Genomic DNA, 21,061 nt, shown 5'->3' on the forward strand with positions numbered 1-21,061 from the left:
CGACCACCCCGCCGTCGACGGCACCGCCGGCCCCCGCGGCCACCACGCCGCCAGCGAGCCCGACGACGTAACGGCGGAGCGCCCCCGGCCAACCGTCAGGGGCCCACGCCGAGCTCGCGAGGCGTGTGGGGACGGGTGGTCCTTCTAGACGGTCGCAACGGTGAGGCGGTGGGCGGTTGCCTCGGCGGCGGCCACCCGGGCAGGGTCGGGCGCCAGCCCGCAGCCGGTCAGCCAGTTGGCCAGCAGCTGGTGGCCGCCCTCGGTCAGCACCGACTCGGGGTGGAACTGGACGCCCTCGATCGGCAGCTCCCGGTGCCGCAGCGCCATGACGATGCCCGACGGGGTCCGGCCGGTGACCTCGAGCTCGGCGGGCACGCTGTCGGCCTCCACGGCCAGTGAGTGGTAGCGGGTGGCGGTGAACGGTGACGCCAGCCCGGCGAGGACGCCGACGCCGTCGTGCACCACCTGGCTGGTCTTCCCGTGCAGCAACTCAGGCGCGCGGCCGACGACGCCGCCGAACGCCTCGGCGATGGCCTGGTGGCCCAGGCACACCCCCAGGACGGGCAGCCCGGCCCCTGCGGCGGCGCGCACCATCGGCACGGTCACCCCGGCGTCGGTGGGCGTCCCGGGGCCCGGCGAGAGCAGCACACCGGCGACGTCGAGGTCGGCCAGCTCGGCGACCGTCACGGCGTCGTTGCGCCGGACGACGCTGGGCACGCCCAGCTGGCCGAGGTACTGCACGAGGTTGTAGACGAAGCTGTCGAAGTTGTCGACGACGAGCACCGGCCGCGGGGCGTCGAGGGTGGCCACGCATCAGGTGTACACGGCCCACCACGCCGCCGTCACCCGCCCCCCTGGCCGCTTCGTCAGTCGGTGGGGGCCGTGGTGGCGTACTGGAGCTCCAGGGGTCCCTCGTAGGCGGGCAGGTTGACCTGGCGCTGGTCGGACACCTGGTAGGTCAGGCCGAACTGGTCCACGGCGGCCTCGAGCAGCTGCACCTCGTAGGAGGCCGCCAGCCGCTGGCGCATCTGCGCTGCGTCCCCGATGGCGGTGACGACGAACGGCGGGGAGTAGGTGCGGCCCTGCAGCAGCAGCGTGTTGCCGACGCAGATCACGGCGCTGGTCGCGATCAGCCGCTGCCCCATGATGGCCACGCCGTCCGCCCCGGCGGCCCACATCGCGTTGACCACGCCCTGCACGTCGGACTGGTGGATGACCAGGTTGTCCGGGCTGGTGTTGCCGGGCTGGGCGCCGTTGGGCTCCGGCGGCGCGTCGTCCAGGGTGACCGACAGGCCCGGACCCTCCAGCGCGGTCAGGCCGGCGGAGGTCGTCCCCTGGGCGCCCTCGGCCTGCGCGGCCGCGACCTCGCTGTTGCGTGAGGCCGCCTGGTCGGTGAGGGCCTGCACCTGCTGCTGCAGCCGGGCGAGCTCCTCCTGCTGCCGGGCGACGTCGGCGTCCCGCTGCTGGATGAGCCCGGGGAGCTGCGAGCTCTCCCCCGCCCGCAGGTCGGTGCCGAGCGCCGTCCGGCTGGAGGTGGCGAAGAGGAGGCCGGCCACCAGGGCGACGACGGGGACCAGCGCCGTCCACAGCGAGAGCCGTCGCCACCGGGGTGACCGCGACATGCTCACCTCCTGGCCGGCGTCCGGCGGCGCCGGGCACCCGCCCCGCAGGATGACGCGCCCCGTGCACCGGACGGGTGTGCTCGCCAGGGCAGCTTAGGCTGGGATGAGTTCACGCCGGGGCGACAGGCCACCGGCCCAGCGAGGGAGTCCGTACGGTGCCCAAGTCGAAGGTGCGCAAGAAGTCGGTGTACACCCCGCCGGAGGGTGTGCTGCCCTCCCGCGCGGCCCGTGCCCGCGCCGTGGAGCCCAGCCCTCGCTGGTACGCGGTCCTCATGGTCACCCTGATGCTCATCGGCCTGCTGTGGATCGTCGTCTACTACGTCGCCGGTGACCGGATCGGGTTCATGGTGTCCCTCGGCGCCTGGAACTTCGCCATCGGGTTCGGCGCCATGGTCGCCGGGCTGGTCATGTCGATGCGCTGGCGCTGATCGACCGCTCCACCGCGCTGTCCACAGGCCCTCGTCCCGCTCCGGGACGGGGGCCTGTGCCGTCCCCCGGGTTGTCCACCGGCGCTGGGTCACCGGACGGACGCGCTGAGTGACCGCTCCGGGATGTCGACAAGCGGACAACGCGCAGGTCAGCGCCCTGTCAGGCGCCCCGGGCTGTGTACAGCGGGCGAGTCCGTCCACAGGTGGCCGGCTCGGCCGTCCCCATGGTTGTCCACGACATGTGGAGTGTGGACGACCCCCACGGGCACGCTGACCTGCGCAGATGCCGTCGATGTGACGGTTGGGACGGAAAGGGCACGGGGGTAACTACACCGCTGGAAGTCCGTCCCCAGTTGTGTACACACCTGTGGGTAAACGTGGACAACCAACTTCTTCAGAACCGTGTCCTGAGCTCTTACTACCCGTCGCCCAGGAACGCAAACGAGCAGCGTGACAGCCCGGTCCCGGGCGTGCAGCGGCGTGTTGTCGACAACCCGCCGACCGTGTCGCCCGGTCCGCCGGGCGCCCGGCCGGGGGACGACGGGGACGGTCCTGTGGACGGCGGCGGTGCGAGGCCGGTCCTGCCAAGCTGGGGACGTGCAGTGGGGGCCACGGACCGGTGAGGTCGTCGCGACCGCGGTCGCCGGGCTGGGGCTGGCCTTCGCCGTCCTCGTGGTCGACCCGGTCGGCCAGGTGCTGGTCGGCGGGGCCGCACTGCTGCTGCTCGGCCTGGCCGCCCAGGACGCCCTCCTCAGGCCGCGGGTGCGGACCGGCCCGGACGGGGTGACGGTGCGGGCGCTCGCCGGGCCCACGACGATCGCGTGGCCGCACGTGCGGGCCCGGGTGCGGGTGCAGCGGCGGTGGGGGATGCGGGCCCGCACGCTCGAGCTGGAGGACCGCTCGGACGACGCCGTGCTGGTGGTGCTGGGACGGCGCGAGCTGGGCACCGACCCGGAGACGGTGGCCGAGGTGCTGCAGGCCGGCGGAGCGGCCGGGTGAGATCCGGTCAGCCCACGCCGGCGTAGACCAGCACCAGCAGGACGACGACGAGTGCGGCGATGCCGGCGATCGCCAGCGGCGGGCGACGGCGGGCGGCGACCAGCACCGCCGCGGCAGCGGCTCCCCCGACGAGACCGCCCAGGTGCCCGATCAGCGAGACACCGGGCAGGAAGCTGATCACCAGGTTGATCCCCAGCAGGGTCAGGATGCCCCGGAGGTCCTGCTTCTGGTGCACCAGCACCACGCCCAAGGCGCCCATCAGGCCGTAGATGGCGGTGGAGGCACCCGCGACCTGACCGAAGGGGGCGCCCAGCAGCTGGATGGCCGCCGCCCCGCCGGCGATCGACACCAGGTAGACGGTCAGGTAGCGGCCCCGGCCGAGCAGGCGTTCCAGCTCGGAGCCGAACACCAGCAGGGACAGCATGTTCAGCCCCAGGTGCAGCACGCCGTAGTGCAGGAACGCCGCGGTGAACGGCCGCCACCAGTCGCCCATCTCCACGAACACCGGCACCTGGGCCAGGTCCTGGAAGAGCTCGGTGCGGTAGTTCTGCAGCGGGTCCTGCCCACCGGTGCCGGTGAGGACGGCGGTGAGCACGAACATCGCGACGTTGACGCCGATGAGGGTCAGCGTGACCGGGCCCCAGCGGCGTCCGGCGCGCTGCAGCCCACCGCCGCGGCGGGGCTGGCGCACCCCGGCGTTGCCCGCAGCTACGTCGTCCGGGCACTGGAACCCGACGGCGGCGGGGTTCATGCACTCCGGGCAGATCGGCCGACCGCAGCGCACGCATCGCACGCCGGTCGGGCGGTCGGGGTGGCGGTAGCACGTCGCCGGAGGCGCCGGCGACGGGTTGCCCGCGCCGGCGCCTCCGGTGTCGTCCGTGCCGTCGGGAGCGCTCAGCTGCGCTGCACCTCGACGGAGTTGATGACCACGTCCTCGACCGGCCGGTCACCGCGGGCGGTGGGGGTGGTGGCGATGGCGTCGACGACCTGGCGGCTGGCGTCGTCGGCCACCTCGCCGAAGATCGTGTGCTTGCGGTTCAGGTGCGGCGTGGGGCCGACGGTGATGAAGAACTGCGAGCCGTTGGTGCCCGGGCCGGCGTTCGCCATGGCCAGCAGGTAGGGCCGGTTGAACGCCAGGTCGGGGTGGAACTCGTCGCCGAACTGGTAGCCGGGGCCACCGATGCCCTGGCCGAGCGGGTCGCCGCCCTGGATCATGAAGCCCTCGATGACCCGGTGGAAGACCGTGCCGTCGTAGAGCTTGTCGGTGGTCTTGGCGCGGGTCCTCGGGTGCGTCCACTCCTTGGCGCCCTCGGCCAGGTCGGCGAAGTTCGCGACCGTCTTCGGGGCGTGGTCGGGGAACAGGTCGACGGTGATGTCGCCCCGGTTGGTGTGCAGGACGGCGCGCCGTGCGGGAGCAGTCTGTTCAGTCACGGGCACCACTCTCCCACTGCTGCGCAGCGGCGTGCCGAGGGGTCGGCCGGAGGGGTGGAGACGAGGGCCAGCGGTGGGGGAGCAGTTCGCGTGAGAGGACGCAGCGTCCCTCCGAGGGGTGCACGCCGCTCCGTGACGCTGTGGGGGGTTGCGGCGAACGGCGGCGGGAGCTGGCGGCGTCAGATGCGGCCGGTCTCGTGGGCCCACATGGCGACCTCGACGCGGTTTCGGGCGCCGAGTTTTCGCATGAGGCTGGCGAGGTGGGCTTTGACGGTGCTCGGGGTGATGTAGAGCTCGCTGGCGATCTCGTTGTTGGTGCGGCCCTGGGCTACAGGCACGAGGACTTCCTCCTCGCGGGCGGTGAGCGGTTCCATCGGCTGCCTCGGTGGTGAGGTCTGTGCGTGAGCGAACGCTGCGAGCAGTCGGACAGTCACGCTGGGTGCGATCAGTGCGTCTCCGTCGGCGGCGGCGTGGATGGCCTGGGTCAGCAGGGCGGGTCCGGCGTCCTTCAGCAGGAACCCGCGGGCGCCGGCTCTGAGCGCCCCGTGGACGTACTCGTCGAGGTCGAAGGTGGTGATGACCACGATCGGCAGGGGGTCGGTGACGTCGTGGCCGGCGAGGCGTCGGGTGGCTTCGATGCCGTCCATCAGCGGCATCCGGATGTCGAACAGGCCGACGTTGGGGCGCAGCTGGAGCGCCAGGCGGACTGCCTCGCGCCCGTCGGCGGCCGCGCCGACCACGTCGATGTCGGGTTGGGCGTCGAGCAGCATCGTCAGCCCGGTGCGCACGATGGGCTGGTCGTCGGCGATGAGGACCCTGATGCTCATCGTGGCGTGCCGGTTCGGGGCAGGACCGCCTCCACCCGCCAGCCCCGCTCGGCGGCGGGGCCTGCGTGGAAGGTGCCGCCGAGCAGTGAAGCGCGTTCCCGCATGCCCACCAGTCCGTAGCCCGCTGGGGCGCGGCCGCCAGCGGCGGAGCCGTCGTCGTCGATGGTGAGTCGTACCCGGTCGGCGTCGCCTGTGACGGCGACGGTGACCTGGGTCGCGTGGCGGGCGTGCCGTCGAGCGTTGGTGATGGACTCCTGGGCCAGGCGGTAGATCGCGGCCCCGACCGCCGGGCTGAGGTCGTCGAACTCGCCGGAGAGCGTCACCTCGACGCAGGGACGCGTCTGGCCATCGGTGGCGAGCTGCTCGACCTCGGCCACGCCGGGCTGCGGCGCGAACTCGGTGTCCTGTGTGGCGCGGAGCACGCCGACGATGGCGCGCAGCTCGGTGAGGGTGCGGGTCGCTGCGTCCTCGATGATGGCCAGGGCCTCGATGGCACGCTCGGGGTGGGAGGCCGCGATGGCACGTCCTGCTTGGGCCTGGATGGCGATGCCCGACACGTGGTGGGCGACGGTGTCGTGCAGCTCGCGCGCCAGCTGCTCGCGTTCGCGGGCCTTGGCCTGGTCGATGTCGCGGATGCGGAACTTCGTGCGATAGCGGATCGCGGCGCCGAGCGCGGCGGCGAACAGGAAGAACCCGTAACCTCCGACCGTCTCCACCGAGCTCATGGGGTCGGCGACGCGGGTGATGGGCTGCCAGAGCAGGATGACGCCGAGGCCGATTGCGGCTTCCCGACCGGAGCCCCACCGGAACAGGGCGTAGGCCAGGATCAGCGCCGCGGCGGTGCTGTTCAGCGGGGCGCCTTGCGACCCGGTGAGGATCCTGACGATGTCGACGATCGTCAACGTGCCGAAGGAGATCGCAACCGCGACGAGCGGGTGCGTGCGTCGCCACAGCAGCGGCCCGATGACCGCGAGCGCATAGAGCAGCAGCACCGGGCGCGGCGCCAGGTCCTGGCGAAGCACCGCTTCCACCACGGACCAGCCGACCAGTGCTGCGACCAAGGCCCAGTCCCGCGGCCCCCGGCCCGGGGCATTCGTGGGTCGAGGCTCGGCCCACAGCGCGTGGAGTGCGTTGGTGGCCATCTGATCAGCCTAGGCAGCCCCCGTGATCGGGGTATCGGCCGAAAGTACAAGAGCTCGGCTGTGCCAACGGCCAGGTCGGATCAGGCTCCGGGGCTGATGTGCCCGCCGCCGCCATTCGTGAAGGTGGGAGCACCCACCCGATCAAGGCAAGGAGCACTGTGATGAGAACGCCTCGATCCCACACCGCGCTGGAAGATCTGCGCATGCCCGTGCAGGCCGAACTCGCAGCAGCATGGACCAGCTGCATGTTCCTGTACATCTACGTCGACTACTTCCATCTGTACAAGCCCGGCGTCGTCGACGACATCCTGGCCGGCACCGTCTTCACGTTCGACATCAGCCCGACGATCCTGACCGTGATGCTCGCGTCCGTGGCGATCCCGGCCCTGATGGTGATGCTCTCCATGACGCTGCCCGCCCGGGTGAACCGCGCCACGAACCTCGTCGTTGCATCGCTGTACATCCCCTACTCGATGTACAACGCGGCAGGGGAGTCCTGGGACTGGGCCTTCTTCTACGGCCTCTCCATCGGACTCGAGGTGCTGCTCCTGGCCTTCATCCTGCGCTCCGCCTGGACCTGGCCCCGCCGCACCGCATCACCGGCGACCCTGGCAGCCAGCCTCGACAGCGAGCCACTCCGCACGCCGCAGCAGGCCTGACCGTGCCCGCCCCGGGGCTCGACCGTCCTTCGCTCGCGCCACCCGCGGGCACGGTCACCTGCCTCGACGTCCGCTGCTGAGAACTCCGTCCCACCCCATCCCCCAGAACGGTCCCGGTCGTGATCGAGGCACGCGAGCTCACCAGGCGCTACTGCGACACCACCGCCGTGCACTCCCTCAGCGTCACGATCGCGCCCGGGACCGTCACCGGGTTCCTCGGCCCGAACGGCGCTGGCAGGTCCACGACCATGCGCATGATCATGGGACTGGACCGGCCGACGTCGGGCACCGTCACCGTCGACGGCAAGCCCCACCGGCAGCACCGTGCCCCGCTACGGGAGGTCGGCGCCCTGCTGGAGGCACGTGCCGTGCACCCCGGCCGCAGCGCCCGCTCGCACGTGCGCTCCATGGCCGCCACCCACTACGACTTCGGAGGGCCCGACCGAGCCCCCGACGGAGGTGGATCCGGAGGTCAGGCTGGTGGAGACGAGGGGAATCGAACCCCTAACCCCCGCCTTGCAAAACCGATCGAGGGGTGGTTTGGCGCAATGGGCTGTGACTGAAACCGGGACTTGACCAGCACTTCCGCCGATGGCCGCTGTCGAGAGTCGTTGCCCAATTCTGGCCGTTCTGCGGACCATCTGCGGACTCTGTGCGGACTGCGGGTCGCCGCAGCAGCCGCCTCGCATGAAGCGCTCTGGGAAAGCACCCGCCCCACCCCCGCGAGCCTGCCCAACTGCGCCGGCCGCCGGAAGGGCGCTGCGCGTCCCTGCGGGATGGGCCTACGGCCCACCCTTCCCCGGCGCTGCGCAGTCGGAGGAGAGCTGGTTATGGGAAAGCGGGCTGGACGCTCGGCTGACTGCCCGCGTCCTGCCTCGACGCGGTGGACCCGGCCTCACCGTCCAACTGTCGGCGGTGGCGAATTTTCGAACCAGAAACGGTACAGAGCTGGTCGATCCCCTCGGACTCGGCGAGCACGGTGCGCCACTGGGGGTTCTGCGCTTCGCTCCCATCTCCATGCACCACTGCACCACTGCACCCCGACTCGAGCGTCTGTCGCGGCGTAGCGAAGTCCGCTCGGGCGGACGGTGTAGAGGTGGAGACGCGGGAAGGTGGCGAGGGCGCGTGCGGCGTAACAGGTTCGAGGGGGCCGTTGCCGAGGCGTGGGACCTGCCGTCTCGAAGCCTCGTTGCTCCAGGTGGCTGAGAGATGGGGGTCTACGTCCGCCGCCGACAGGGGAAATGCGTTTGGGCTACGCACCGAGTTCCCTTGCCGGAAACGGCGCCCGGCGCGGCCGCCCGAGGAGTCGCGGCGGCTATCCGCCGATCACCGACGACACGATGTCCTGCGCTTCCTTCTGGATCATCTTCAGGTGCTCTGGACCGAAAAAGCTTTCTGCGTAGATCTTGTAGACGTCTTCGGTGCCGGATGGCCGCGCGGCGAACCAGCCCGACTGGGTGGTCACCTTGAGCCCGCCGAGGGAGGCTCCATTTCCCGGCGCGCTGGTCATCCTTGCGGTGATCGGCTCCCCCGCGAGCTCGGTCGCGGTTACCTGCTCCGGTGACAACTTCCCGAGGACCGCTTTCTGCGCTCGGTCTGCCGGCGCGTCGATGCGTGCGTACGCCGGCTCGCCGAAACGGTCGGTGAGCCGGCGGTACAGCTCACCGGGCGAGCTGCCCGTAACTGCGGTGATCTCGGCGGCCAGGAGGCACAGCAGCAGCCCGTCCTTGTCCGTTGTCCATGTCCTGCCGTCCCTGCGCAGGAACGACGCGCCCGCCGACTCCTCGCCGCCGAAGGCGACCGACCCGTCGAGGAGACCTGGCACGAACCACTTGAAGCCCACGGGGACCTCCAGCAGTGCGCGCGACAGCGCGGCGGCCACGCGATCGATCATGGACGAGCTCACGAGCGTCTTGCCGACAGCAGCGGCTGGCGGCCAACCCTCCCGATGCCCGAACAGGTACTCGATCGCGACGCTGAGGTAGGCGTTGGGGGCGAGCAGTCCGGATTCGGGGGTCACGATGCCGTGCCGGTCCGCGTCGGCGTCGTTGCCGGTCGACACCTGGAACTCGGTCCGGCGCTCGATAAGCGACGCCATGGCGTAGGGCGAACTGCAGTCCATGCGGATTTTGCCGTCCCAGTCCAGGGTCATGAAACGCCACGTCGGATCGACGAGCGGGTTGACCACCGTCAGGTCCAGGCGGTGCCGGTTCGCGATCTCCCCCCAGTAGTGCACGCTCGCGCCACCGAGCGGGTCAGCGCCGATACGCACGCCGGCCTGACGCACGGCGTCGAGGTCGAGGACCGAGGGCAGGTCGTCGACGTAGCCGGCGAGGAAGTCGTACGTGCCGGTCGTCTCAGCCGCACGCGCCCTGGTCAGTGGCACCCGGCGCACGCCCCGCAGACCTTCGCGGAGGTGCTGGTTGGCGGCGTCTTGAACGGCGGACGTGATGTCGCTCCCCGCCGGTCCGCCGTCCGGCGGGTTGTACTTGAACCCGCCGTCGGCCGGTGGATTGTGCGACGGCGTGATGACGATGCCGTCGGCCAGCCCGCCGGCCCGCTCCCGGTTGTAGGTGAGCACGGCGTGCGACAGCGCCGGGGTCGGCGTGTAGGCGTCGCGGCTGTCGACGAGGACGTAAACTCCGTTGCCGGCCAGCACCTCCAATGCGCTTGCCCATGCCGGTTCGGAGAGCGCATGGGTGTCCTTGGCGAGGAAGAGCGGGCCGTCCGTACCCGCTGCTCGCCGGAAGTCGCAGATCGCCTGGGTGGTCGCAGCGATGTGGTCGTCGTTGAAGGCTGCATGCAGGGACGAGCCGCGGTGCCCCGAGGTCCCAAAGCTCACCCGCTGCCCGGGGTCGCCTGGATCAGGATGCTCGGTGTAATACGCCGTCACCAGTCGCGCGACGTCGACTAGATCATCCGGCCCGGCCTGAAGGCCCGCCCGCTCGGAGACTGCCATTCCGGACCTCCTGGGATGCGATCGGTCACCGGTGTCGCGCGAGGTCTGCCGACGCTCGAGGGCTGGTGGCTCACGTCGGCGGAGGCTCAGGGCACGACCTGTTGGCCTTTGCCTATGACGACGATCCCGTTCTCCGACACCGTGTACAGCTCCCGGTCCCGGGCCAGGTCGACCCCGACCTTCGCGCCCTCGTGTATCACGACGTTCTTGTCCAGGATCGCGTTGCGCACGATGGCGTTCCGCCCGACCTGAACACCGTGCATGAGCACCGAGGAGTCGACCTGGGCCCAGGAGTGCACGTGCGCTCCCGGGGACAGGACGGACCGGCTCACGGTGGAGCCCGACACGACGGAGCCAGGCGCCAGCAGGCACTCCATCGCACTGCCGACGCGGCCATGCGAGCCGTGCACAGTGCGTGCCGGAGGAAAGGTCTGGGGGTCGGTGAAGATCGGCCACTCCGGGTTGGCGAGGCTGAATTCGGGGTTGACGGAGATCAGGTCCATGTGGGCGTCGTAGTAGCTGTCCAGCGTCCCGACGTCGCGCCAGTACCCGCGCTCGCTTTCGCGCTGCCCGGGGACGTCGTTGTCGCGGAAGTCGTACACGGCCGCCTCGCCGCGCTCGACCAGCATGGGGACGATGCTCCCGCCCATGTCGTGCTTGCTGTCGGGGTCCTGAGCATCCTGGGTTACCGCGTCCACGAGGACGCTGGTGGTGAACACGTAGTTGCCCATCGAGGCGAAGACCTCGTGCGGCGCGTCCGGCAGACCGTGTGCGTCGGCCGGCTTCTCCCGGAACGCCGAGATGCGGCGGCCGTCCGCGTCGACCTCGATGACCCCGAACTGGTCGGCCATGGCCAGCGGCTGGCGGATGGCCGCCACCGTCACCCCCGCGCCGGACTCGATGTGCTGGTCCAGCATCTGCTGCGGGTCCATCCGGTAGATGTTGTCCGCCCCGAACACGACGACGTACTTAGGCTGCTCGTCGTTGATCAGGTTCATGCTCTGGTGGATGGCGTCGGCGGACCCGGCGAACCACTGAGGGCCGAGCCGCTGTTGTGCGGGTACCGGCGCCACATAGCCGCCCAGCAGCGTCGACAGCCGCCACGTCTTGCTGATGTGCCGGTCCAGAGAGTGGCTCTTGTACTGGGTCAGTACCACCAGCTTGCGGTAGCCGCCGTTGACCAGGTTGGACAGGACGAAGTCGATCATTCGGTACATGCCGCCGAACGGCACCGCCGGCTTGGCCCGGTCGGCAGTCAACGGCATCAGCCGCTTGCCCTCGCCACCGGCCAGCACCATCGCGAGCACCTCAGTCGCCACACGGCGGAACGTAGCCCTCCTACTATCGCCCGACCAGGGGCAATCAGGGCCGTGTGGCCCTAGGGTCGGCGCGTGACGCAGGACACACCGGCCGACGCCGGTTCCCAGACCACCGGTACCGGCCTGCGGGTCGACCTGCTGACCCGCGAGTACCCGCCGGAGGTGTACGGCGGTGCCGGGGTGCACGTGGAGTACCTAGCTCGTGAGCTCCGTCCACACGTAGACGTACGGGTGCACTGCTTCGGCGGTCCGCGGGGCGAGGCAGGGGTCACCTCGTACGCCGATCCACCCGGGCTCGACGGTGCCAACCCCGCACTGCGCACCCTGGGCGTGGACCTCGAGATGGCGGCGGGCTGCGCGGGCACCGACGTGGTTCACAGCCATACCTGGTACGCGAACCTGGCCGGTCACGTGGCCAAGCTGCTGCACGGCGTCCCGCACGTCGTCTCCACGCACAGCCTCGAACCCCTACGACCCTGGAAGGCCGAGCAGCTCGGCGGTGGCTACGCACTGTCGTCCTGGGCGGAACGAACCGCACTGGAGGCCGCCGACGCCGTGATCGCGGTGTCGGCCGGGATGCGCCGCGACGTCCTGGCGGCCTACCCGGGAGTCGACCCAGACCGCGTCACGGTGGTGCACAACGGCATCGACACGGCGGAGTACGCACCCGACCCGGACATCGACGTCCTGACCCGCCTGAGTATCGACCCCGACCGACCCAGCGTGGTGTTCGTCGGCCGGATCACCCGCCAGAAGGGGCTCCCCTACCTGCTGCGGGCCGCAAGGGACCTGCCGGCGGACGCGCAGCTCGTCCTGCTCGCCGGCGCGCCCGACACCCCGGAGATCAGCGCCGAGGTGACGGCCTTGGTCGAGGAACTGCGCGGCATCCGGAACGGGGTGGTGTGGGTCGCCGACATGCTGCCCAAGCCCGACGTCATCCAGGTCCTCAGCCACACGACCGTCTTCGTCTGCCCGTCGATCTACGAGCCAATGGGCATCGTCAACCTCGAGGCCATGGCCTGCCGGGCCGCCGTCGTCGCCACGGCGACCGGTGGCATTCCCGAGGTCGTAGCCGACGGCGAGACGGGCCTGCTCGTGCCCATCGAGCAGGCGCCGGATGGCAGCGGCACACCCTCGGACCCGGACCGGTTCACCAGCGACCTCGCCGCGGCGATCACGCAGCTACTCGAGGACCCCTCCCGCGCGGCGGCGATGGGAGAAGCCGGGCGACGCCGGGCGGTCGACCACTTCTCGTGGACGACGATCGCCGAGCGAACGGTCGAGCTGTACCGGTCCCTGCGGGCCGGCTGACCCACCGACCAGCCGGAGGACAAAGGCGGCGCGGTCAGCCCGGACCGATGCCGGTCGACTGCCGTGCTGGCGGCCGAGCACCGCGCGCCGCCTCCACCTCCGCCCAGGTCGGCGGATCGGCCCCCGGACGCGAGCAGGTGATCGACGCGATGAGGCTGGCCTCATCCAGGATACTGATCAAGCTCGACTCGTCGATCCTCGCCAGCGCCTCCTTGCGAGCACCACCGATGAGATCCGCACGTCGCAGCCCGTCCAGGAGTCCAGCGCTGAAGGAATCACCCGCCCCCACGGTATCGACCAGGTCGATCCGGGTGGCCGGTCGGGTGAGCTCCAGGTGGGCCGTGACCGCGAAAACGCCCGCACCGCCCCGGGTGACGACGACCAAGGGCGCACCGAGCGCCAGCCAGTCCCTCGCCACGTCCTCGTCCGGGCGGTCGGGATACAGCCAGTGCAGGTCCTCGTCGCTGACCTTGACCACGTCCGACAGAGCCACGAGGTGCTCGATCCCCGGCCTCGCCTCCTCCGGAGATCCCAGGAGGGCAGGGCGCACGTTGGGGTCGTAGGAGATCGTCACCCTCCCCCGCTCGCGCTCACGCTCCAGGAGATCCGTCACCTGGCCTGCGCCGGGCGCCAGTACGGTCGCCAAAGAGCCCGTGTGGACGCACCGGGTCTCGACCGGGAGCGGGGCCAGGTCACCGATGTCCCACTCGATGCGGAAGTCGTAGGCGGCGACCCCGGCGGCCAGGCTGGCCACGGCCAGGCTCGTCTTCGCGCCGTCGTCGCGCCCGCCGTCGACCCGGACACCACTCGCCGTCAGGTGCGCGGCGACCATCTCCCCGAAGGCGTCCCGCCCGAGGCGCGTCATCAGGGCGACCTGATCCCCCAGGCGGGCGAGCCCCAGGGCGACGTTGGCTGGACTCCCGCCGGGGTGCGCAACCAGCGTTCGGCTGCCCCGTTGCCCGACTAGGTCGACGAGGGCTTCCCCGATCACCACGAACATCCGCCTGCTCCTGTCGACGAGAACGTGTGCCTGACCGGAGGCCGGCGGGCGAGGGAGGCCAGCCCGGTCAGTGCGCGGCGCCCTCGGTCACGAGAGGGCCACCGTGCCGAGAGGACCGGAGGTCGAACAGCGCGTACGCCGCCACGACCGCGAGGCAGATGGCGGGGACCAGGAAACCGACGTTCGTGTCTGCATGATCCATGACCAGGCCCATGACCGGGGTCACGAGCGCGCCTCCCAGGATGGCCATGACCAGACCCGCGGCACCAAACTTGGTGTCCGGGCCCAGTCCCTGCAGCGCCACGCCGTAGATCGTCGGGAACATCAGCGACAGGCTCAGCGAGATGCCGACGACGGCGAGCAGGCCGAGCATGTTCGGCGAGAACACGGCCACCAGGCAGAGCACGACCCCGAGCCCCGCCATGGCGAGGAGCAGCCTCGTCGGCCGGATGATCCCCAGCAGGTACGTCATGACGAAGCGTGAGACGAGGAAGAGGATCAGGCTGGCTTGCAGGAACCACCCTGAGTTGTCGGTGGAGATGCCCGCGACGTCCTGGGCGTACTGGATGGTGAACGACCACGCGCAGACCTGGGCACCGACATTGGCGAACTGTGCGACCACCCCGAAGCGGTAGTGGCGGTTGTGCCACAGGCGGCTCAACGCCCCGCCCGACGACTGCTCCAGCCCGAAGTGGGCGTGCTCGTCGGGCGTGGAGATCTTCCGGAAGGCGATGAGCAGCCAGATGAGCGCTAGCGCGCAGGCGATCCCGACGTAGGGCCCGAGCACCAGGGACAGGTCCTGTTCCTGGGCACGTTCGAGCTGTTGCGCCGTCATGGAGGCCTTCTCCGCCTCCGACGTGATGTTGGGCAAGATGAGCACGGCCCCCAGCAGGACGCCGATGTTCGCACCCACCGGGTTGAACGCCTGGGCGAGGTTCAGCCGCTGCGTCGCGCTGATCTCCGGGCCCATCGCGATCACGAACGGGTTGGCCGAGGTCTCCAGGATGGACAACCCCGCAGCGAGCACGAACAGCGCGACGAGGAAAAACCCGTAGGCGAGCAGCTTGCTCGCTGGGATGAAGAGCAACCCGCCGACCGTGGCCAGCCCCAGTCCGGTCAGCACACCGGTCTTGTAGCCGAACCGCCGGTTGATGAGGGCGGCGGGGATGGCCAGTGCGAAGTACGCGCCGTAGTAGGCGAACTGCACCAACGCGGACTGGAAGTTCGACATCGTGAAGATGTGCCGGAACACGCCCACGAGGACGTCCGTGAGGTTCGCCGCGGAACCCCAGGCAGCGAAGCAGGCAACAAGCAGGACGAACGGAACGGCGAAGCCCGGATAGACCAGCCCCGCCTTGGCCGGGCCTCCGACGTTCGGCTGCTGCTGGACTTCGGACGGTCGGGCCATAGAGTCCACCCCTCACCGACGTGGGTCAAAGAGTCTTTGTGACCGGTGTCACAGCCCGCGAAGGGAGACTAGCGGGCAGTCCCACCACATTCCACCCGCCCCCAGCGCCCGTCTGCAGCCGCGGAGCCGCTACCTCTCGTCCATCAGGCGCAGGTCCGACGGTTCGCGGAGCAGGTCCTCGAGAATGCGGTTGCCCTCGGTGTTGTAGGGCTGGCGCATGTGCTCGTCCCAGGCGGCACGGGAACGGAACATCTCCAGCATCACCCAGTTGTCCGGGTCGTCCTGCGGCTGCACGAGGTGCATGAAAACGCAGCCGGGCTCCCTGAGGGTCTGCCGGCGCATGGACTGCAGTTGCTCCTCGGCCTCGGCACGCTTGTCCTCCCGGGGCTTGATGGTGACGACGAGGAACAGCGCGCGGTCCTGTTCAGTCATGGGCGCGTTCCTACACCCGGGCCGAGCCCTGTGGCAGGGTGCGAGGCGTGGTCGGGACCGGGGCGGCTCGAGGTCGTCCAGCCCGGGCTGCACCCGTTCTCCCGGCCCGCGATGAGCGGTACGGTTTCGCCGTTGGATCCCCTGGCGCCGACCCAGGCGCACCAGGTGGCCCGGTTCGTCCGGAGGAGACCATGTCCCGCTACCTGGTCGTGGCGAACCAGTCGCTCGACAGCGACGAGCTCATGGAGCTCATCCGTGAGCGCGTGGCCGCAGGGCCCGCCGAGTTTTGGCTCGTGGTGCCGGCGACGCCGGTGAAGGACCTCGCGTCCAACGCCATGCCAATCCCGATGCCCGTCATGGGTGGCACCCCGACCTTGCCTGCTCCGCCGAGTGAGGCGCGGAGGATGGCCCAGGCCAAGCTGGACGCCGCCGTACAAAAGCTGACCGCCGCGGAGGTACGCGCGAGCGGCACGGTGGGTGACCCCGATCCCCTGCGGGCGGTCGAGGAGGCCACGGCCGCCGGCGAGTTCGACGAGATCATCGTGTCGACGCTCCCGGCCCGATTGTCCCGCTGGCTGCACCAGGACCTGCCCGCTCGGCTGGAGCAGAAGTTCCACCTGCCGGTCACCCACGTGCCCGCCAGGGACATGTGAGCCCTCGCGGACCACCCGCCTGGTCACCACCGGCCGCATCTGCCTTCCACTCTCGGGCGTGCGCGACGTCACGCGGACGACTGGAACAGTGCACGGGCCTTCATAGCTATCCGTGGTGTCACTGATGGAACACACGGAGAAGAGGTGCCAGCACCATGTCTCGTTTGACCACCCACCTCGTCGAGGTCGCCCGCCGGAACCTCAATGCCTACCTGCCGTCCAGTCCCCTCACCGGGCTCGGACAGGCCGGCGAACTGGCCGCGCAGCACCCGGCCTTCGCCACCGGCCTTGACGCCAAGGCGCGCATCAGCGCGTGACTCACCGGCCCGCCAGCCGGGCCGAGAATTCCCCTCGCAGCTCTCCTCGACGACGCCGTCGCGGAGAGCTGTTCCCGTTCCAGCGCACGCTCCCCCGGCTCCCTCTCCGTGATCCGCGTACCGCGCGCGTGGCTCATGACAGATGCAGTCGGATCCGGTGGGCTGTGCACCAAGTCGCCCCTTGGACACACCATCGCCCCGGGCCTCTGCCACGGCCACGTCAAAGTCGGTAGTCGACTGGCTGACCTGCCGCTGCCTCGGTGATCATGCTGCGCGAGGGCGTTGCTAATTGCGGTCGGGTTCCAGGCGGCGTCTCGTTGAGCGGCGGCGATGTTGGTGTGCCTGGCCAGGCGGAAATGCCCGCAGAGACCGCCCGCCTACGTCAGCCCACCGGGCCACGCAACGGGCCGAACAAGATTCCGGTCCAACACAGGCCCGTGAACAAGTTGACCTGCACCGGCGCGTCAGCGCCCCGGGCACAAGCCCGGCATGTCCGCCCTGGTCAGGCACTCAGAAGCGCGGGGTGACAGCGGCAGCGCGCCCAAGCCGATGCCGCCCGGTGACCACGGGCGCACTCGTACCCGCCGCCGGCCCAAAACGGAGCCGGCGCTTCGCGGGTGCGGCGTCTGAAGTCATCTCCTCCCCCGATATGACCGATGGGCGTCCGGAGGCCGTCTACCAGGACACAGACCCACGCGCTCACAGCCGCAATCAAGGGCACCCGAGAACCCCGCGCCATACACCTCAACCGGCTCACCTGCACTTATTCGAAACGGCGTTGCCGGACGACCACAGCATTCTCATCCCCGAGGCCAGCGATCCAAGGTCGCGAGCCGATACACCTCATGCGCCCCGGGCAAGCGGGGTGGTCTCTTGGCATGGTGAGTGCCACCGGGACTGCACAATCGGCCTGACCAGCAGCCGGCATTGTTTCCGCGGGACTGACAATCAGAGCGACGGCCGATGACCGACCTCCGCAGCGTCGGGCTCGCGAGTCCCCCCGTAAGCGCCTGCGTCAGGTCCGACACCTCCTCCAGGCTCTACCAGGGCTTTCAAGATCACGAGACATCGCACCTCCCGCATGCCGGACAAGTCGATCCGTAACAGTCGACAAGTTTCAAGACTCGGTGAACACGGCTTCTGTGATCCGCAACGACCGTCCCTTGTTGACTGCCGGCAAACCCTTCACTCCAGACGGCACGCATGCTACCAATGTAGGTAGTTCGGGCCCCGCTTTGCGGGGCCCGTTGCGATTGCAGGGGTGACGTGTTGGTCATTGTCGGGCGGTGTTGGTAATTGCATGGCGGAATGAAGGTGTACGCCGGTGCGGCGGCCGTTGCCCGCCGATATGTGGAGGCTGGTCGCGGCCGGGCCGATGACTACTACTTGGCCGAGGACACTGGTATCGCGCGCCGCTTCGCGGCCGCCGCTGGTCGGGTGGAGGAACTGCCTCCGCTGTCCGGTGATGGCTACGAGGCGTGGGTAGCCGGCCTGGACCCCGAGACCGCGGTGTCGCGGGGGCGACTGCGGGACGACGAGCGGGCCGTGCGGTTCGTCGAGGTTGTGGTCAACGGCCCGAAGTCCTGGTCGCTGGCTGCGGCGCTCCACCCAGAGATTGCCGAGGCCTACGACGCCGCGCAGGACCGTGCCGCCGGTCAGGTCATCGGCTGGCTGTCCGGGCATGCGACGACCCGGGTGGGCCCCCGGGGCGGCCAGGTGCAGGTGCTGGTCGAAACACTGGAGGCGGTGACGGTGCGGCACTACACCTCCCGGGGCGGCGATCCGCACCGGCATCTGCACTTACAGATCAATGCCCGGGTGCTGGCCGCCGAGAAGTGGCGCGGTCTGCACACCGTCGGTGTCCGGGACTCCCTTGCCGCGGTCAACGGGATCGGTCATGCCGCGGTCGTCACCGACCCAGACTTTCGGGCTGCTCTGGCCGCCCACGGCTACACCGTGGACGCGACTGGAGAGATACCGGAGCTGGCCGGCTACGTCGGTCCCTTCAGCGCCCGGGCGGCGCAAATCGGGCGCCATCGGGACCGCTACGAACGGGAGTGGACGCAGGCGCACCCGGGTCAGCACCCGGGACCGGCACTGCGGCGGGCCTGGGACGCGCGAGCTTGGGCCGACGGCCGCCCGGACAAGGTCACCCCGCAACCGGGCGAGGACATCACGGCCGGGTGGCTGGCCGAACTCGCCGCCCTCGGCCACCGCGACCCCGACGGCCCGGTCGAGCTGCGGGCCGCCCCGGTCGGGGCGCTCGACCGCGACGCCGTGCCGAGCGCATCCTCATCCGGCTGGCCGCGGTCCGCTCCGCCTGGAACGCAGCCGACCTCCGCGGCGAGGCCGAGCGGCTGATCGCCGCCGACGGCATCGTGGCCGAGGCCGCAGTCCGCACGGAGTTGGCCGAAGACCTCACCGCCCGCGCCCTGGCGCGCTGCGTCCCGCTGCTGCAGGGCGACGGGGTGCCCGAGCACATCCGGTTCTGGACCTCGCGGGCGGTGTTGGGCGTCGAGGCGGACCTGATCAGCCGGTTCGCCGCCCGCTGCGGCCAGCCGCGCCACGAGGCCGCGCAGCTGGAGCCGCTGCCCAGGGGCGTGCTCCGGGGGCTGGATTCCCGTCAGGCCTCGATGGTCGCGGTCCTGGCCGGCGACCGGCGGCTGGTGGTGGTCCAGGGCGCGGCCGGCGCGGGCAAGACGGTCACGCTGGCCGCCACCCGCCACCTGCTCGAGCGGCAGGGGCGGCGACTGGTGGTGGTCACCCCGACGCTGAAGGCGGCCAAGGTCGCGCGTGCGGAGGTCGGTGCGGCAGCCGGGTCGGCGGCGTCTCTGGCCTTCGCCTACGGCTGGCGCTGGGATGAGCACAGCCACTGGACCCGACTCGCCGTCGGCGACCAGGATTTGATCAGCGGCCGGGCCTACACCGGGCCGGATGAGAGGAACCGGCTGCGGCCCGGGGATCTGCTGGTGATCGACGAGGCCGGCATGCTCGATCAGGACACCGCGCGCGCGCTGCTCACCGTCGCCGACGAGTGCCAGGCGCGCCTGGCCCTTCTCGGCGACAGCCACCAACTCGCCGCCGTCGGCCGCGGCGGCGTCCTCGACCTCGCCGCCGGCGCTGCCGACCCGGGCGCCTGCCTGACCCTGGAGTCGGTGCACCGCTTCACCCGCACGGACTCCACCGCCCGGACCGTTCCGGACCGGGAGTACGCCGCGCTGACCCTGGCGATGCGGCGGGGTGACAACCCGGGCGCGGTCTTCGATGCCCTGCACGCCGGCGGCCGGATCCGCCTGCACCCCGACCCCGGGGCGCTGCAGGACGCGCTGGCCGCGACCGTCGCCGACGCCGGCCGGGTAGCCGACATCGCCGTGGTGGCGGACACTCGCGAGCAGGTCGGCGAGCTCAACGCAGCGATCCGGAGCCGGCTGGTCGCCGACGGCCGGGTCGACGACACGACCGTCGTGATCACGCGGGCGGGGCAGCGGATCGGCGCCGGCGATCGGATTACCACCCGCCGCAACGATCGCGGCCTGGACGTGGCCAACCGGGACACCTGGACCGTCACCGCGGTGGGCCGGCGCGGTAGCGTGCTGGTCACCCCCACATCGCCGCCCGTTGGCATGCCGGGCGGCGATGTCACCCCCACCGGTGCGGACGTCCGCGTGCTGCCCGCCGGCTACGTCGCCGAGCAGGTGGAGCTGGCCTACGCCAGCACCGTGTACGGGGTGCAGGGAGAGACCGTCAGCGCGGCCCACGTGGTGATCGGGGATCGGACCGGTGCCGCCGCGGCCTACGTCGGCATGACCCGCGGCAGGGCGGGCAACACCGCTCACCTCATCGCAGCCGAGTTGGCCGAGGCCCGGGAGCAGTGGATCACCGTCTTCGGCCGCAACCGGGCCGACCTCGGCCCCGGCCACGCTGCCGAGCTCGCCGCTCGAGAAGCCGCCCGCTACGCCCGTTCGCAACCGCTCGACCGCCCCGCACCGACGCCTGGGTGGCCGGCTGCCCCGGCATCGGGCGTTCCCCGGCCCGAGGCGGAGCGTCGGAGACCGTCCAGCACCCGCGGTGGCACCACCCCGGGCATTCGGCGATGATCGCGGGCCGGCGCCCGTGACGGCGGACGACGGACGCGGGGAACGACTGGAGGTTCCCTGCAGCGTGCGGTGGTCGGCTGTCAGCGTCAGCTCCGGATCGGCGCCTGCTCCCGTGACGGAGCACAGCTCACCCGACCAGACCGGAGTCCTCCATGTCCGACCATCCCGCCAGCCACGAACCCGAACTGCTCACCCTTACCGAGGCCGCCGAGCTCCTCCGCGCCCCGGTCGCCACCCTCCGATACTGGCGCCACCTGGGCACCGGCCCGCGCAGCTTCCGCCTCGGCCGCCGCGTCCTCTACCGCTCCAACGACCTGCGCAGCTGGATCGACGCCCAGCACGACGGAGCGGCCGCCGGTGCGGACCGCCGGCCGTGAGCGGGCCCGCGTTCACATCCGTCCACAGATGCGTCGGGATCCGCTGACAGAACCGCATATGGGCGGCACGGTGGCATACG

19 protein-coding genes and 1 pseudogene are annotated in these 21,061 nt (G+C 70.8%); 9 read left to right on the forward strand and 11 right to left on the reverse strand.

Going from position 1 to position 21,061, the window contains the following annotated elements:
* Positions 1 to 144 precede the first annotated feature (144 nt).
* Entirely contained in the window at positions 145 to 810 is a 666-nt protein-coding gene (locus FHL80_RS02435; RefSeq protein WP_216870362.1) for an aminodeoxychorismate/anthranilate synthase component II, read from the reverse strand.
* A gap of 56 nt (positions 811 to 866) precedes the next feature.
* Entirely contained in the window at positions 867 to 1,622 is a 756-nt protein-coding gene (locus FHL80_RS02440; RefSeq protein WP_138731884.1) for a DUF881 domain-containing protein, read from the reverse strand.
* Positions 1,623 to 1,777: 155 nt separating this feature from the next.
* Here FHL80_RS02440 and crgA point away from each other — a divergent pair, with 155 nt between their 5' ends.
* Together crgA and FHL80_RS02450 are read left to right on the forward strand one after the other, a co-directional pair.
* A complete protein-coding gene (gene crgA, locus FHL80_RS02445; RefSeq protein ID WP_138731885.1) occupies positions 1,778 to 2,050 on the forward strand; it encodes a cell division protein CrgA in 273 nt (90 codons plus the stop codon).
* Positions 2,051 to 2,647: 597 nt separating this feature from the next.
* A complete protein-coding gene (locus tag FHL80_RS02450) occupies positions 2,648 to 3,049 on the forward strand; it encodes a PH domain-containing protein (RefSeq protein WP_138731886.1) in 402 nt (133 codons plus the stop codon).
* Positions 3,050 to 3,056: 7 nt separating this feature from the next.
* On the opposite strand, the gene FHL80_RS02455 is transcribed toward FHL80_RS02450, so the two are convergent.
* The 4 genes from FHL80_RS02455 to FHL80_RS02470 all read right to left on the reverse strand — a co-directional run bounded on the left by FHL80_RS02455 (position 3,057) and on the right by FHL80_RS02470 (position 6,368).
* Positions 3,057 to 3,800 carry a rhomboid family intramembrane serine protease gene (locus FHL80_RS02455; RefSeq protein ID WP_138731887.1) on the reverse strand — a complete coding sequence of 248 codons (744 nt, stop codon included), beginning with the start codon at positions 3,798 to 3,800 and terminating at the stop codon, positions 3,057 to 3,059.
* Positions 3,801 to 3,943: 143 nt separating this feature from the next.
* Entirely contained in the window at positions 3,944 to 4,480 is a 537-nt protein-coding gene (locus tag FHL80_RS02460; RefSeq protein WP_138731888.1) for a peptidylprolyl isomerase, read from the reverse strand.
* 179 nt (positions 4,481 to 4,659) lie between these two features.
* Complete coding sequence (locus FHL80_RS02465) at positions 4,660 to 5,307, reverse strand: response regulator (protein WP_138731889.1); 648 nt, start codon at positions 5,305 to 5,307, stop codon at positions 4,660 to 4,662.
* On the reverse strand, positions 5,304 to 6,368 hold the full coding sequence (locus FHL80_RS02470) for a sensor histidine kinase (RefSeq protein ID WP_246078408.1): 1,065 nt from the start codon (positions 6,366 to 6,368) through the stop codon (positions 5,304 to 5,306). The genes FHL80_RS02465 and FHL80_RS02470 overlap by 4 nt, the downstream gene beginning before the upstream one ends.
* Before the next feature lie 284 nt (positions 6,369 to 6,652).
* Between FHL80_RS02470 and FHL80_RS02475 the strand changes: the two genes are divergently transcribed.
* Together FHL80_RS02475 and FHL80_RS26885 are read left to right on the forward strand one after the other, a co-directional pair.
* Positions 6,653 to 7,108 (forward strand): DUF6326 family protein, encoded by a 456-nt coding sequence (locus FHL80_RS02475; RefSeq protein WP_281283419.1) that lies wholly within the window; start codon positions 6,653 to 6,655, stop codon positions 7,106 to 7,108.
* A 167-nt stretch (positions 7,109 to 7,275) separates the two neighbouring features.
* Positions 7,276 to 7,671 (forward strand): ATP-binding cassette domain-containing protein, encoded by a 396-nt coding sequence (locus tag FHL80_RS26885; RefSeq protein WP_342777308.1) that lies wholly within the window; start codon positions 7,276 to 7,278, stop codon positions 7,669 to 7,671.
* A 752-nt stretch (positions 7,672 to 8,423) separates the two neighbouring features.
* On the opposite strand, the gene pgm is transcribed toward FHL80_RS26885, so the two are convergent.
* On the reverse strand, positions 8,424 to 10,067 hold the full coding sequence (pgm, locus tag FHL80_RS02485) for a phosphoglucomutase (alpha-D-glucose-1,6-bisphosphate-dependent) (protein ID WP_138731892.1): 1,644 nt from the start codon (positions 10,065 to 10,067) through the stop codon (positions 8,424 to 8,426).
* Between the two features lie 86 nt (positions 10,068 to 10,153).
* Positions 10,154 to 11,572 carry a glucose-1-phosphate adenylyltransferase gene (gene glgC, locus FHL80_RS02490; RefSeq protein ID WP_281283420.1) on the reverse strand — a complete coding sequence of 473 codons (1,419 nt, stop codon included), beginning with the start codon at positions 11,570 to 11,572 and terminating at the stop codon, positions 10,154 to 10,156.
* Between glgC and glgA the strand changes: the two genes are divergently transcribed.
* On the forward strand, positions 11,459 to 12,697 hold the full coding sequence (glgA, locus tag FHL80_RS02495) for a glycogen synthase (protein WP_246078410.1): 1,239 nt from the start codon (positions 11,459 to 11,461) through the stop codon (positions 12,695 to 12,697). The two genes, glgC and glgA, sit on opposite strands and share 114 nt — an antisense overlap.
* Before the next feature lie 34 nt (positions 12,698 to 12,731).
* Here the strand turns inward: glgA and FHL80_RS02500 are convergent, their stop codons facing one another.
* The 3 genes from FHL80_RS02500 to FHL80_RS02510 form a co-directional block, all read right to left on the reverse strand.
* On the reverse strand, positions 12,732 to 13,697 hold the full coding sequence (locus FHL80_RS02500) for a carbohydrate kinase family protein (RefSeq protein ID WP_138731894.1): 966 nt from the start codon (positions 13,695 to 13,697) through the stop codon (positions 12,732 to 12,734).
* 67 nt (positions 13,698 to 13,764) lie between these two features.
* Positions 13,765 to 15,105 carry an L-fucose:H+ symporter permease gene (fucP, locus tag FHL80_RS02505; RefSeq protein WP_138731895.1) on the reverse strand — a complete coding sequence of 447 codons (1,341 nt, stop codon included), beginning with the start codon at positions 15,103 to 15,105 and terminating at the stop codon, positions 13,765 to 13,767.
* A 129-nt stretch (positions 15,106 to 15,234) separates the two neighbouring features.
* The gene (locus FHL80_RS02510) at positions 15,235 to 15,537 is read right to left on the reverse strand and encodes a putative quinol monooxygenase (protein WP_138731896.1); all 303 of its coding nucleotides are present in this window, start codon (positions 15,535 to 15,537) and stop codon (positions 15,235 to 15,237) included.
* A gap of 191 nt (positions 15,538 to 15,728) precedes the next feature.
* On the opposite strand from FHL80_RS02510, the gene FHL80_RS02515 reads away from it, so the two are divergent.
* The 4 genes and pseudogenes from FHL80_RS02515 (at position 15,729) to FHL80_RS02525 (ending at position 20,981) form a co-directional block, all read left to right on the forward strand.
* Positions 15,729 to 16,190, forward strand: coding sequence for a hypothetical protein (locus tag FHL80_RS02515; protein ID WP_138731897.1), 462 nt, complete (start codon positions 15,729 to 15,731; stop codon positions 16,188 to 16,190).
* A gap of 164 nt (positions 16,191 to 16,354) precedes the next feature.
* Positions 16,355 to 16,507, forward strand: coding sequence for a hypothetical protein (locus tag FHL80_RS25175; protein ID WP_216870363.1), 153 nt, complete (start codon positions 16,355 to 16,357; stop codon positions 16,505 to 16,507).
* A 1,308-nt stretch (positions 16,508 to 17,815) separates the two neighbouring features.
* Positions 17,816 to 20,487, forward strand: a pseudogene (gene mobF / locus FHL80_RS02520) (MobF family relaxase); the annotation flags it as partial.
* Positions 20,488 to 20,756: 269 nt separating this feature from the next.
* On the forward strand, positions 20,757 to 20,981 hold the full coding sequence (locus FHL80_RS02525) for a helix-turn-helix transcriptional regulator (RefSeq protein WP_138731898.1): 225 nt from the start codon (positions 20,757 to 20,759) through the stop codon (positions 20,979 to 20,981).
* Positions 20,982 to 21,061: the final 80 nt, after the last annotated feature.

Origin of the sequence: Modestobacter excelsi (assembly GCF_005930495.1) — a bacterium.
GTDB lineage: Bacteria > Actinomycetota > Actinomycetes > Mycobacteriales > Geodermatophilaceae > Modestobacter > Modestobacter excelsi.